Genomic DNA, 12,926 nt, shown 5'->3' with positions numbered 1-12,926 from the left:
CAGTTTACCGATCTTCGTTACAAAACCTAGCGCCAAAAACGTCCACTACAAAAGCGGACACCGCGCCAGCCAGCGCCCGCTTTCGCAAATCACCTGGCCCTCCAACTCCAGCTCCGTCAGGGTGGCCAGCACTTGGGACAACGGCCGGCCGCTGGCAATCGCCAAGGCTTCGCTGCTATGCGGTGCCGCGTGCAGCAGCGCCACCAGCGGATGGGTCACGGGCACCGGCGCAGCAGGGGGCAACCGCTGCCAACCGCGCAGGCCTTCAAGAATGTGCTCGATGGTTTCCACCAGCACCGCGCCATCACGGATCAGTTGATGACAGCCCTTGGCGGCGGGGTGGTGGATAGAACCCGGAATCGCGTACACCTCACGCCCTTGCTCCGCCGCCAGGCGTGCGGTGATCAGCGAGCCGCTGGACATACTGGCCTCCACCACCAGCACGCCTAACGACAACCCGCTGATAATCCGGTTGCGCCGTGGGAAATTACCGGCCTGGGGCGCGGTATCCAGCGGAAACTCGGAAACCACGGCGCTGCCTTGGGCGATCATCGCCGCAGCAAGCTTGCGATGGCGCTGTGGATAAAAATTTTCCAGGCCAGTGCCAAGCACGCCGATGGTATGGCCGCCCACGTCCAATGCCGCCTGGTGCGCTGCGCCGTCAATGCCCACCGCCAGCCCACTGGTGATGACAAAACCGGCGCTCGCCAGGCTGCGGGAAAAGGCCGCTGCCGTGTCCATGCCTGGGCGAGAGGCACGCCGGCTTCCGACCATGGCCAACTGTGGTTTTTCCAGAATACCGGGGTCGCCCGCCACGAATAACAACGGCGGCGCATCGTCGATCTGCGCGAGCAACGCCGGGTACTCTGGTTGGTCCCACATCAGCAAATGCTGGGCCGGGCGCGCCAGCCAGGCTAACGCCTCACTGGCACCGTCACGGACTTTGGGGCTACGTCGGGCCTCGGCACTGATGGCGGGCAAACCGAGGGAACGCCAGGCGCTGGCGGGAGCACTCAGGGCCTTGGAAGCGCAGCCAAAGGCTTCGATCAATACGTGAAAACGCTTGGGCCCCAGTTCTGGCAGCCTGTGCAAGCGTAGCCGGGCTTCCAGCTCTGCCGGGGAAATATCGCTACTGTTTATCGGATTCATATGATCATCCTTGACCGGAACAAGCTGTGGATAACTCTGTTGGTAACTTATTTAGCCGGCTATTTATTGCGCTTGATCAGCCGTCTCGAAACGGTCTTGCACGGCTAGCGACCGTGAAGCGCTGAGCACCAGGGCATAGCTGAGCTTTTCATAGGTGCGAAACACCAGAAGGGTGCCGGCTCGCTCATCCGGGAGTGGTGTGGGCGTGCCGGTGAGGGCGTCTCGCACGGTGGTACCAGCCTTGATTACCGTCAGCAGTTGGCCCTCCACCAGGCCATCGCGGCGGCCCTTGTTCAGGGTCACAGCGTCGAGCACGCCAATCTGCGTGACGCCCTTGGGGATGTCGATGATGTGCCCTGTAATCAAGGGTGCAGGTTTGCACGGCTCCAGGTTCGCCAAAGCAACGGGAGGCTCGGCGCGCAACAAGCGGTCGCCTGGGCGGATTTCCTGGGTCACCCGTTGCACTGCGAGGGTGCTGAGGCTGTCGGCAAGCACAAAGCGCGCAGTGCCGATGTCGTCGGCATTGATGCCGAGTAACTCCTGGGTAACGGGGTCGGTGTAGGCCTTGCCTCGCCGAAAGATCCCGTAGCTCGGCTGGGCCGGGTCCAGACGCCCGCGCGCATGCACACGCTCGTCGTTGGCACCCAGCACGCGCCCGCCTTGCGCCGCAATAATGTAAGGCGCGTTATCCAGGTCCTCGGGCGAGTCAAAAATACGGTTGTGCAGTAAAAAGTGCTGGATGGCCTGTTGCGCTGCCTGATCCAGGCGCTCAGTGGGTTGCGCAATCAAAGCCGTAGCGAACGGGGCCCACAGCAGCAAGACGAGTAGCGATTTCCTCATGGGGTGAATCTCCTTTATTATGTGCGTTCGCGTGAAATGCCATGGCCTTCGCGGCTTCCGAGCGTTTCACACCGGCCGTATGGGTCCATCCCACCGCCGATTTGTCTCTTCCTCACATGTGCAGCAATTACGCTTATGGCTATTTTGAACATCCTCGAATTTCCCGACTCGCGCCTGCGCACGATCGCCAAGCCGGTGGTCGTAGTGGACGACAAGGTTCGTCAGTTGGTCGATGACATGTTTGAAACAATGTATGAAGCCCCGGGCATCGGCCTCGCCGCTACCCAGGTCAACGTGCATCTGCGCGTCGTGGTCATGGACCTGTCGGAAGATCGCAGCGAACCTCGGGTGTACATCAACCCTGAGTTCGAACCGCTGACCGAAGAGATGGGCGAATACCAGGAAGGCTGCCTGTCGGTGCCGGAGTTCTACGAAAATGTGGAACGCCCGCTACGCGTGAAGATCAAGGCGCTGGACCGTGACGGCAAGCCGTTTGAGCTGATTGCCGAAGGTTTGTTGGCGGTGTGCATCCAACATGAATGCGACCACCTCAACGGCAAGCTGTTTGTCGATTATCTGTCCACGCTCAAGCGTGACCGCATCAAGAAGAAGCTGGAAAAAAAGCATCGCCAGCAAGCTTGATGCCCTTCTTCCAAAGGCTTGCTGCGGCAAGCCTTTTTCTTTTGTGACTGTTTTTAACCGAGAACTCCCATGACCGAGCCATTGCGCATTGTTTTTGCCGGCACCCCTGAATTCGCCGCCGAACACCTCAAGGCGCTGCTTGCCAGCCCTTATGACATCGTCGCGGTGTACACCCAGCCGGATCGCCCGGCCGGTCGCGGGCAAAAACTGATGCCGAGCCCGGTCAAGCAATTGGCGCTGGAGCACAACATTCCCGTGCTGCAACCGCCGACGCTGCGTAACGCCGAGGCCCAGGCAGAACTGGCCGCGCTGAAGCCGGACCTGCTGGTGGTGGTGGCTTACGGTTTGATCCTACCTCAGGCTGTGCTGGATATTCCGCGCCTGGGTTGCATCAACAGTCATGCTTCGCTGCTGCCACGCTGGCGCGGTGCGGCGCCGATTCAGCGCGCCGTTGAAGCGGGGGATCAAGAGAGCGGCGTGACCGTGATGCGCATGGAGGCTGGCCTGGATACCGGCCCGATGCTGCTCAAAGTCACCACGCCGATCTCCGCCCAAGACACTGGCGGCAGCCTGCACGACCGCCTGGCTGAGCTGGGGCCGCCCGCCGTGATCCAGGCCATCGCCGGCCTGGCTGCCGGCACCCTGCAAGGCGAAATCCAAGACGACAGCCTGGCCACCTACGCCCACAAGCTGAACAAGGACGAAGCGCGCATTGACTGGAGCCGCCCAGCCGTGGAGCTGGAGCGCCTGGTACGTGCCTTCAACCCATGGCCGATCTGCCACAGCACCCTGAACGGCGAAGCCTTGAAAGTGTTGGCCGCGACCCTGGCCGATGGCGCAGGCGCTCCCGGCGAGATCATCGGCGCCAGCAAAGACGGCCTGTTGGTGGCTTGCGGTGAACAGGCGCTGTGCCTGACGCGCCTGCAATTGCCCGGCGGCAAGGCGCTGAACTTCAGCGATTTGTTCAACAGTCGTCGTGAGAAATTCGCCCTGGGTACCACGCTTGGAGTGGTCACTCAATGAACCCACGTCTGGCCGCCGCCAAGGCTCTCGCCGCCGTGCTCAACGGCAAGGCTTCGCTGAACAGTTCTCTGCCGACGCAGTTGGATAAGGTTGAAGACCGCGACCGCGGGTTTACGCAGGACCTGGCCTTTGGCACCGCCCGTTGGCAGCCACGGTTGTCTGCGTTGGCCGCCAAGCTGCTGCAAAAACCGTTCAAAGCGGCGGACGCGGATGTCGAGGCGCTGTTGCTGGTGGGTCTCTACCAGTTGCTCTACACCCGCGTGCCGGCCCACGCCGCTATCGGTGAAACCGTCGGTTGCGCCGACAAGCTGAAAAAGCCCTGGGCCAAGGCCCTGCTCAATGCCGTGCTGCGCCGCGCCCAGCGTGAAAGCGAAGCGCTGTTGGCCGAGCTGGAACATGATCCGGTGGTGCGCACCGCCCACCCGCGCTGGCTGCAAAAATCCCTGAAGGCCTTTTGGCCCGAGCAATGGGAGGCTATCTGCGCGGCCAACAACGCGCACCCGCCGATGATCCTGCGGGTCAACCGTCGCCACCACAGCCGGGATGCATACTTGCAATTACTTGCCGACGCGGCCATCAACGCCACCCCGTGCGTTTACAGCACGGACGGTATCGTGCTGGAAGCCGCCGCCGATGTACGCAGCCTGCCGGGCTTTGCCGAAGGCTGGATCAGCGTGCAGGACGAGGCCGCACAGTTGGCTGCCGACCTGCTCGATTTGGCCCCCGGCCAGCGCGTACTCGACGCCTGCTGCGCGCCAGGCGGTAAGACGTGTCACATCCTTGAGGTTGAAAAAGACCTGGCCGGGGTGGTGGCTGTGGACCTTGAGGCCAAGCGCCTGGTGCGCGTGCGGGAAAACCTTGCCCGCCTGGGCCTCAGCGCCGACCTGATCGCCGCCGACGGCCGCGACACCGCCACCTGGTGGGACGGCAAGCCATTCCAGCGCATCCTGCTGGACGCTCCCTGCTCGGCCACCGGCGTGATCCGACGTCATCCGGACATCAAGCTGACCCGCCAGCCCGACGACATCGCCGCCCTGGCGGTGTTGCAAGGCGAACTGCTCGACGCGCTGTGGCCGACTCTGGAAGTCGGCGGCATCCTGCTTTACGCCACCTGCTCCACCTTGCCCACCGAAAATACCGAGGTCATCCAAGCCTTCCTCGCCCGCACCAGCGGCGCGCGTGAACTGGACCTCGCTACCACCGCGGGCATCAAGCAGCCCCACGGTCGCCAACTGCTCGCGCAGGAAGGCGGGCATGATGGCTTCTACTACGCCAAACTGATCAAGATTGCCGCCGCGCGCGGCTGAATGGTTTTAAGGGAGTGACCGGATGAAAATCATCATCCTTGGAGCAGGGCAGGTCGGTGGCACGCTGGCCGAACATTTGGCCGGTGAAGCCAACGACATCACCGTGGTCGACACCGATGCCGAGCGCCTGCGCAACCTGGGCGACCGCCTGGACATCCGCACGGTACAAGGCCGGGCGTCGTTTCCGACGGTGCTGCGCCAGGCCGGTGCCGACGATGCCGACATGCTGGTGGCTGTGACCAACAGCGACGAGACCAACATGGTCGCCTGCCAGGTCGCCCACACCCTGTTCCACACCCCGACCAAGATCGCTCGGGTGCGCGAAGCGGCCTACCTGACCCGCGCCGGTCTGTTCGATAACGACGCCATCCCGGTTGACGTACTGATCAGCCCGGAACAGGTGGTGACCCACTACATCAAGCGCCTGATCGAAATTCCAGGTGCGCTACAGGTTATCGACTTCGCCGAAGGCAAAGCGCAACTGGTGGCAGTGAAGGCCTATTACGGCGGGCCGCTGGTGGGCCAGCAACTGCGCCAGCTGCGTGAGCACATGCCAAACGTGGAAACCCGCGTCGCCGCGATTTTCCGCCGTGACCGGCCGATCCTGCCCCAGGGCGATACGGTGATCGAGGCTGACGACGAAGTGTTTTTCATCGCCGCCAAGGCGAACATTCGTGCGGTCATGAGCGAAATGCGCAGGCTCGACGAGAGCTACAAACGCATCGTCATCGCCGGCGGTGGGCAGATTGGCGAGCGTTTGGCCGAAGCCATCGAAAGCCGCTATCAGGTGAAGATCATCGAGATGAGCCCGACGCGGTGCCGGCATTTGTCCGATACCCTCGACAGCACTGTCGTACTGCAAGGCAGTGCCTCGGACCGTGATCTCCTGATGGAAGAGAACATCGCCGACGCGGATATCTTCCTGGCCCTGACCAACGATGACGAAGCCAATATCATGTCGTCCTTGCTCGCCAAGCGGCTGGGGGCGAAGAAGGTGATGACCATCATCAACAACCCGGCCTATGTGGACCTGATCCAGGGCGGCGATATCGACATTGCCATCAGCCCGCAGTTGGCGACCATCGGTACCTTGCTCGCCCACGTGCGCCGTGGCGACATTGTCAGCGTGCACTCGTTGCGCCGTGGCGCAGCGGAAGCCATCGAGGCGATTGCCCACGGTGACTCCAAGTCCAGCAAAGTGATTGGCAAGGCGATCCGCGATATCGGCCTGCCGCCCGGTACCACCATTGGCGCGATCATTCGCGATGAAGAAGTCATCATCGCCCACGACGACACGGTGATCGCCACCGGAGACCACGTGATTTTGTTCCTTGTGGATAAAAAACATATCCGCGATGTGGAGAAGCTGTTCCACGTGGGGTTGAGCTTTTTCTGATTAAAAAATTGAGTGAGCCTGCCGCCGCCATCGCGGGCAAGCCCGCTCCCACATGTGATCGCGTTCCAAGTGTGGGAGCGGGCTTGCCCGCGATGACGATATCGAAACCGCTATGTAGCTAAAGGATGCACAGCCATGCTCGAATCCCTGGAAAAAATGCTCGCCAAGGGCGTGGACAATTCACTGCTGCGCTTTGGCCTGGGCAAGGGTTATCTGGACCTGAAGGACAACGCAAAGGCGGCCGAGCATTTGCAGCGATGCGTCGAGTTCGATCCGAAGTACTCGGCGGCGTGGAAGTTGTTGGGCAAGGCGCGGCTGGGATTGGAAGATCGCGCGGCAGCACGCCTGGCATGGGAGAAGGGCATCGAAGCCGCCCAGGCCCATGGCGACAAACAGGCCGAAAAAGAAATGACGGTGTTCCTGAAGAAACTTGATCGCCAAACCTGAGGTGATCACCTGTGGGAGCTGGCTTGCCTGCGATGCAGACACCTCGGTATATCAGGCACTCCGAGGTGATGCTATCGCAGGCAAGCCAGCTCCCACATTTGATCTCCATTGGGCTGGAGGTCAGCGGTGAGTCAATACCACCGCGCCTCACCCGGCGGGCGTTTCTTGAAGCGCTTCATGCTCCACATGTACTGGCTTGGGTAAGCACCTACATAGCGCTCAACTACCTTGCTCATCGCCGCACAGGACGTCGCGGTGTCGGTGCTGTACATGTCCTCCGGCGCCGCTTCCAGGATCACCTTGTAGCCCGAGCCGTCCGGCAGGCGCAGGGCGTGCAGGAATACGCCAACGGCCTTGTGGCCCGCGAGCATGTTCGGCACGAACTTACTGGTGAGCGCCTGGGTGGCAAAAAACGGTACGAAGATCCCGGCGGACTCAGCCGGCTCCGGGTCGGCAGGAATGCCCACCTGGCCGCCTTTGCGCACTTCCTTGATCACACTGAGAATGCCTTCCTTGGTGGAAGCCGCCACGCGGTTGCCCAACTGCACGCGCTGCTTGCGCAACAACTCGTCCACGGCCTTGAGCTTGGGCGGGCGATAGAAAATGATCGGTTTGCACTGGCTGCAGTAGAAGTGGTTCAACACTTCCCAATTGCCTAGATGGCTGGTGATGCCCACCACGCCTTTGCCAGAAGCCAGGGCCTCGTGCAGCACTTCCAGGCCCTCGACTTCGCGGACCAGGTCGATGGAGCGCTGCGCCGGCCAGATCCACGCACAGGCGCTTTCAGTGAGGGACTTGCCGATATCCATCAGGCTGCGGCCCACCAGGCGCTCGCGCTCTGCCGGGTCCATGTCCGGGAAGCATTTGGAGAGGTTTATCCGCACTGTATCGCGGGAACGGTTGGGGGTTTTCCACATGATCCAGCCGATCCCTGTGCCGACGGCTTGTACAGCGCGCCAGGGCAGCAGGGCAAACAACCGAAGAGCGCCTACCAGCAAGGCGCCTTTAAACTTTTCCACAGTTCACTCCTGATCGTGTGTGGTGCGCAAAGCCGGCATTCTAACCGGCGTTGACCAAGTCCGCGTAACGGTCGCAGTCCTGAGTGTGGTCCATGACCATGCCCGAGGCCTGCATGAACGCGTAGCAGATGGTCGGCCCGACGAAGGTGAAGCCGGCCTTTTTCAAGGCTTTGCTCATGGCTTCGGCTTCGGGCGTGATCGCCGGGACGTCGCTGCGATCCTTGAAGTGATTGACCTTGGGTTTGCCGCCGACAAACGACCACAGCAACCCCACCGGGTCTTCCAGCGCCAGCCAGGCTGCGGCGTTGCGCCGGGTAGCGTTGAGCTTCAAGCGATTGCGCACGATGCCCGGGTCCTGCATCAGCACCTCGATTTCTTCATCGCTCAATTGCGCCAGACGCTGCGCGTCAAAGCCGAACAACACCTTTCGATAATGCTCGCGTTTGCGTAAAACGGTGATCCAGGACAGGCCTGCCTGGAACCCTTCGAGCAAAAGCAACTCGAACAAACCCTGCGCATCGCGCAGCGGCGTTCCCCACTCTTGATCGTGATATGCCATGTACAGCGGATCTTCAGAACACCAAAAGCAGCGTGGCATAAGGCTCCAGGGAGTGGTGGCGGGGCCGAATCGGGTATACTCCCGCTCTTTAAATCGCAGCCCAAGTAACAGGTGAATTTCGTGAGCCAGCCTACGCCAGCCGTGCGTACCTTCCAAGACTTGATCCTCGCCCTCCAGCAATACTGGGCCGAGCAAGGTTGTGTGGTACTTCAGCCCTACGATATGGAAGTAGGCGCCGGCACTTTCCACACCGCTACATTCCTGCGGGCCATTGGCCCGGAAACCTGGAACGCCGCTTATGTGCAGCCCAGTCGCCGCCCGACTGACGGCCGCTACGGCGAAAACCCGAACCGTCTGCAGCACTACTACCAGTTCCAGGTGGTATTGAAGCCCAACCCGGACAACTTCCAGGAGCTGTACCTGGGCTCGCTCAAGCATGTGGGCCTGGACCCACTGGTGCACGACATTCGTTTCGTCGAAGACAACTGGGAATCGCCAACACTGGGCGCCTGGGGCCTGGGCTGGGAAGTCTGGCTCAATGGCATGGAAGTGACGCAGTTCACCTACTTCCAGCAAGCCGGCGGCATCGAGTGCTACCCGGTCACCGGCGAAATCACCTATGGCCTTGAGCGGCTGGCCATGTACCTGCAAGGCGTGGACTCGGTCTACGACCTGGTGTGGGCTGACGGCCCGTTCGGCAAGGTGACCTACGGCGATGTGTTCCATCAGAACGAGGTGGAGCAGTCCACCTACAACTTCGAACACGCCAACGTCGACAAGCTGTTCGAACTGTTCGACTTCTATGAAAGCGAAGCCAAGCGCCTGATCGAACTCGACCAGCCGCTGCCGTTGCCAAGCTATGAAATGGTGTTGAAGGCGTCCCATACCTTCAACCTGCTGGATGCCCGCCGTGCCATCTCGGTTACTGCGCGCCAGCAATACATCCTGCGTGTGCGCACCCTGGCGCGTTCCGTCGCCCAAGCCTACCTGCTGGCTCGCGCCAAGCTGGGCTTCCCGATGGCAACCCCGGATTTGCGTGATGAAGTGTTGGCTAAGCTGGAGGCTGCACAATGAGTGCTCAAGATTTCCTGGTTGAACTGGGCACCGAAGAGCTGCCACCCAAGGCCCTCAATACCCTGGCCGATGCATTCCTGGCCGGTATCGAAAAAGGCCTGCAGACCGCAGGCCTGAAGTTTCAAGCCAAGAAGGTCTATGCCGCGCCGCGCCGCCTGGCGGTACTGTTGACCGCGCTGGAAACCCAGCAGCCGGACCGCAGCATCAACCTGGACGGCCCACCGCGCCAGGCGGCTTTCGACGCCGAAGGCAACCCGACCCAAGCCGCCCTTGGCTTTGCCAAGAAGTGTGGCGTGGAGTTGAGCGAGATCGACCAGAGCGGCCCGAAACTGCGTTTCAGCCAGGTCATCACCGGCAAGCCGACCGCCAGCCTGTTGCCGACCATTGTTGAAGACTCCCTGAACGACCTGCCTATTCCCAAGCGCATGCGCTGGGGTGCGCGCAAGGAAGAGTTCGTGCGTCCGACCCAATGGCTGGTGATGCTGCTCGGTGACCAGGTCATCGATTGCACCATCCTCGCCCAGAAGGCCGGTCGTGAGTCCCGTGGTCACCGCTTCCATCATCCAGAAAGCGTGCGTATCACTTCGCCGGCCAACTACCTCAACGACCTGCGCGCTGCTTATGTGCTGGCCGACGCCAGTGAGCGTCGGGAGCTGATCAGCAAGCGCACCGAAGAATTGGCCCGCCTGCAGGAAGGCACCGCCATCGTGCCGCCAAGCCTGCTGGACGAAGTGACCGCCCTGGTGGAATGGCCGGTGCCGCTGGTGTGCTCGTTCGAAGAGCGTTTCCTCGATGTGCCGCAAGAAGCCTTGATCACCACCATGCAGGACAACCAGAAATACTTCTGCCTGCTGGATGTGGACGGTAAGTTGTTGCCGCGTTTTATCACCGTGGCCAACATCGAAAGCAAAGACCCGCAGCAGATCATCGCCGGTAACGAAAAAGTCGTGCGCCCGCGCCTGACCGACGCCGAGTTCTTCTTCAAGCAAGACAAGAAGCAGAAGCTGGAAGATTTCAACCTGCGCCTGCAAAACGTGGTGTTCCAGGAAAAACTCGGCAGCGTCTACGACAAGGCCGTGCGTGTGTCCAAGCTGGCGGCCTACATTGCCCCACGTATTGGCGGTGATGCCGCATGGGCTGCGCGTGCCGGCTTGCTGTCCAAGTGCGATCTGGCCACCGAAATGGTCGGCGAGTTCCCTGAGATGCAAGGTGTTGCCGGTTACTACTACGCCCTCAACGACGGCGAGCCGGACGATGTCGCCCTGGCCCTGAACGAGCAGTACATGCCACGCGGTGCCGGTGCAGAACTGCCGACCACCCTGACGGGTGCGGCTGTGGCGATTGCCGACAAGCTCGATACGCTGGTGGGTATCTTCGGTATCGGCATGCTGCCCACCGGCAGCAAAGACCCGTATGCCCTGCGCCGTGCGGCATTGGGCGTGCTGCGTATCCTGATCGACAAGAAGCTGGACCTCGACCTGACCCAGGCCGTGGTATTCGCCGTCGGCCAGTTCGGCACCAAGGTCAAGCAAGCCGGCCTGGCCGAGCAAGTGCTGGAGTTCGTGTTCGACCGCCTGCGTGCGCGTTACGAAGACGAAGGCGTGGACGTTTCCGTCTACCTGTCGGTACGTGCCCTGCAACCGGGTTCGGCACTGGACTTCGACCAGCGTGTACAAGCCGTGCAAGCGTTCCGCAAGCTGCCGGAAGCCGATGCCCTGGCCGCCGTGAACAAGCGCGTGTCGAACCTGCTGAGCAAGGCCGATAACCTCGGCAGTGCCGAAGTCGACCCTGGCCTGTTTGCCGACGCCAAGGAGTTCTCGCTGAACTCGGCCATCGCCAAGGCAGAGAACGCCGTGAAGCCGCTGATCGCCGAGCGTGACTACGCGCAAGCGTTGGCGCGCCTGGCGTCTCTGCGTGAACCGGTAGACGCGTTCTTCGAAGCGGTGATGATCAATGCCGACGATGCCAGCGTGCGCAAAAACCGCTACGCGATGCTCGCGCGCCTGCGTGGTTTGTTCATCAATATCGCCGACATCTCCGTACTGGGCTGATCATGTTGAAACTGCTGATTCTCGATCGGGACGGGGTGATCAACTACGACTCCGACGCTTACATCAAGTCGGTGGAGGAGTGGATCCCGCTGCCCGGTTCGATCGAGGCCATCGCGCAGTTGAGCAAAGCCGGCTGGACGGTGGCCATCGCCACCAACCAGTCCGGCATCGCCCGCGGTTACTACGACATCGCGACCCTGGAGGCCATGCATACGCGTTTGCGCACGTTAGTGGCCGAGCAGGGCGGCGAGGTGGGGCTGGTGGTTTATTGCCCCCACGGGCCGGATGAGGGCTGCGATTGCCGCAAGCCCAAGCCTGGCATGTTGAAAATTATTGCAGAACATTACAAGGTGCCCTTGGCTGGGATATGGTTCGTCGGGGACAGCCTCGGTGACCTGGAGGCTGCCAAAGCCGTCGACTCTCAGCCAGTTTTGGTTAAAACCGGAAAAGGCGAAAAGACCCAGGCTAAAAACCTGCCGGTAGGCACCTTGATTTTTGACGATCTGGCGGCCGTTGCCGCAGAACTTATCAACAACTAGCCGCCCTCGACTTCCTGACCAAGGATTGTTCGGGAGTGCGCTTTTAACAGGCGGGCCGTGTCCCGCAACGGTAAATGCCGCCATGTCGATCTTGCAGGCCATCAGAACCTTTTTCTTTTACCTGCTGCTGGGCACCAGTTCGTTTCTCTGGTGCACCCTGAGCTTTTTTATTGCACCGTTCCTGCCCTTCAAGGCGCGCTATCGCTTTATCAACGTCTACTGGTGCCGCTGCGCGCTGTGGCTGAGCAAGGTGTTCCTGAATATTCGTTTCGAGGTCAAGGGCGCTGAAAACGTCCCTGATCAGCCGTGCGTGATTCTCTCCAACCACCAGAGCACTTGGGAGACGTTCTTCCTCTCGGCGTATTTCTCGCCGTTGAGCCAGGTGCTCAAGCGCGAGTTGCTGTATGTGCCATTCTTCGGCTGGGCCATGGCGATGTTGCGTCCGATCGCCATCGACCGGGACAACCCCAAGGCTGCGCTCAAGCATGTCGCCAAGAAGGGCGATGAGTTGCTCAAGGACGGTGTCTGGGTGCTGATCTTCCCTGAGGGCACGCGGGTCCCCTACGGCACAGTGGGCAAGTTCTCACGCGGTGGTACCGCCCTGGCGGTCAACGCCAACCTGCCTGTGCTGCCGATTGCGCATAACGCTGGCAAGTTCTGGCCCAAGACTGGCTGGGCTAAACGCCCAGGCACTATCACCGTAGTGATCGGCGAACCGATGTACGCAGAAGGCGAAGGACCACGTGCCATCGCCACCCTGAACGACCGCGCTGCGGCGTGGAATGAGGCGCAGCAACGGGCCATGGGCTCCCTGCCTCCGGAACCGGTGGTGGTGGAGACGCCGGCCGTTTGAGCATCTGTGGATAACCTGTGTACGCTT

General features: G+C 61.3%; 13 protein-coding genes. 9 read left to right on the top strand and 4 right to left on the bottom strand.

Going from position 1 to position 12,926, the window contains the following annotated elements; translation table 11 throughout:
• Nucleotides 1–45: 45 nt before the first annotated feature.
• Complete coding sequence (gene dprA / locus GIV35_RS06430; RefSeq protein ID WP_020301424.1) at nucleotides 46–1,149, bottom strand: DNA-processing protein DprA; 1,104 nt, start codon at nucleotides 1,147–1,149, stop codon at nucleotides 46–48.
• A gap of 63 nt (nucleotides 1,150–1,212) precedes the next feature.
• The gene (locus GIV35_RS06425) at nucleotides 1,213–1,989 is read right to left on the bottom strand and encodes a peptidoglycan-binding protein (protein WP_213153180.1); all 777 of its coding nucleotides are present in this window, start codon (nucleotides 1,987–1,989) and stop codon (nucleotides 1,213–1,215) included.
• 135 nt (nucleotides 1,990–2,124) lie between these two features.
• Between GIV35_RS06425 and def the strand changes: the two genes are divergently transcribed.
• The 5 genes from def (at nucleotide 2,125) to GIV35_RS06400 (ending at nucleotide 6,804) form a co-directional block, all read left to right on the top strand.
• On the top strand, nucleotides 2,125–2,631 hold the full coding sequence (def, locus tag GIV35_RS06420) for a peptide deformylase (RefSeq protein ID WP_105225263.1): 507 nt from the start codon (nucleotides 2,125–2,127) through the stop codon (nucleotides 2,629–2,631).
• Nucleotides 2,632–2,700: 69 nt separating this feature from the next.
• Nucleotides 2,701–3,654: a methionyl-tRNA formyltransferase gene (gene fmt, locus GIV35_RS06415; protein ID WP_105225262.1), complete on the top strand. Its 954-nt coding sequence runs from the start codon at nucleotides 2,701–2,703 to the stop codon at nucleotides 3,652–3,654.
• Complete coding sequence (gene rsmB / locus GIV35_RS06410) at nucleotides 3,651–4,961, top strand: 16S rRNA (cytosine(967)-C(5))-methyltransferase RsmB (protein WP_105225261.1); 1,311 nt, start codon at nucleotides 3,651–3,653, stop codon at nucleotides 4,959–4,961. The genes fmt and rsmB overlap by 4 nt, the downstream gene beginning before the upstream one ends.
• 22 nt (nucleotides 4,962–4,983) lie before the next feature.
• On the top strand, nucleotides 4,984–6,357 hold the full coding sequence (gene trkA, locus GIV35_RS06405) for a Trk system potassium transporter TrkA (protein ID WP_014716287.1): 1,374 nt from the start codon (nucleotides 4,984–4,986) through the stop codon (nucleotides 6,355–6,357).
• 135 nt (nucleotides 6,358–6,492) lie between these two features.
• Nucleotides 6,493–6,804, top strand: a complete 312-nt coding sequence (locus GIV35_RS06400; RefSeq protein ID WP_105225260.1) for a tetratricopeptide repeat protein — start codon at nucleotides 6,493–6,495, stop codon at nucleotides 6,802–6,804.
• Nucleotides 6,805–6,935: 131 nt separating this feature from the next.
• On the opposite strand, the gene GIV35_RS06395 is transcribed toward GIV35_RS06400, so the two are convergent.
• Nucleotides 6,936–7,823, bottom strand: a complete 888-nt coding sequence (locus GIV35_RS06395) for a lysophospholipid acyltransferase (protein WP_014716285.1) — start codon at nucleotides 7,821–7,823, stop codon at nucleotides 6,936–6,938.
• Nucleotides 7,824–7,863: 40 nt separating this feature from the next.
• Nucleotides 7,864–8,421 (bottom strand): DNA-3-methyladenine glycosylase I, encoded by a 558-nt coding sequence (locus tag GIV35_RS06390; protein WP_003187266.1) that lies wholly within the window; start codon nucleotides 8,419–8,421, stop codon nucleotides 7,864–7,866.
• A gap of 81 nt (nucleotides 8,422–8,502) precedes the next feature.
• Here GIV35_RS06390 and glyQ point away from each other — a divergent pair, with 81 nt between their 5' ends.
• From glyQ to GIV35_RS06370, 4 genes are all read left to right on the top strand, one after another.
• Entirely contained in the window at nucleotides 8,503–9,456 is a 954-nt protein-coding gene (gene glyQ, locus GIV35_RS06385; protein ID WP_003187265.1) for a glycine--tRNA ligase subunit alpha, read from the top strand.
• Nucleotides 9,453–11,507, top strand: coding sequence for a glycine--tRNA ligase subunit beta (glyS, locus tag GIV35_RS06380; protein WP_236264104.1), 2,055 nt, complete (start codon nucleotides 9,453–9,455; stop codon nucleotides 11,505–11,507). Before glyQ ends, glyS begins: the two co-directional genes overlap by 4 nt.
• Nucleotides 11,507–12,046 (top strand): D-glycero-beta-D-manno-heptose 1,7-bisphosphate 7-phosphatase, encoded by a 540-nt coding sequence (gmhB, locus tag GIV35_RS06375; RefSeq protein WP_236264118.1) that lies wholly within the window; start codon nucleotides 11,507–11,509, stop codon nucleotides 12,044–12,046. Before glyS ends, gmhB begins: the two co-directional genes overlap by 1 nt.
• Nucleotides 12,047–12,128: 82 nt before the next feature.
• Complete coding sequence (locus GIV35_RS06370; protein ID WP_223022952.1) at nucleotides 12,129–12,899, top strand: lysophospholipid acyltransferase family protein; 771 nt, start codon at nucleotides 12,129–12,131, stop codon at nucleotides 12,897–12,899.
• The last annotated feature ends 27 nt before the right edge of the window (nucleotides 12,900–12,926 follow it).

The organism is Pseudomonas sp. PA-1-6B, assembly GCF_021609545.1.
Classification (GTDB): domain Bacteria; phylum Pseudomonadota; class Gammaproteobacteria; order Pseudomonadales; family Pseudomonadaceae; genus Aquipseudomonas; species Aquipseudomonas fluorescens_BV.
Note: the sequence above shows the minus strand (reverse complement) of the source record. Positions and strands in the feature narration are given on the sequence as shown.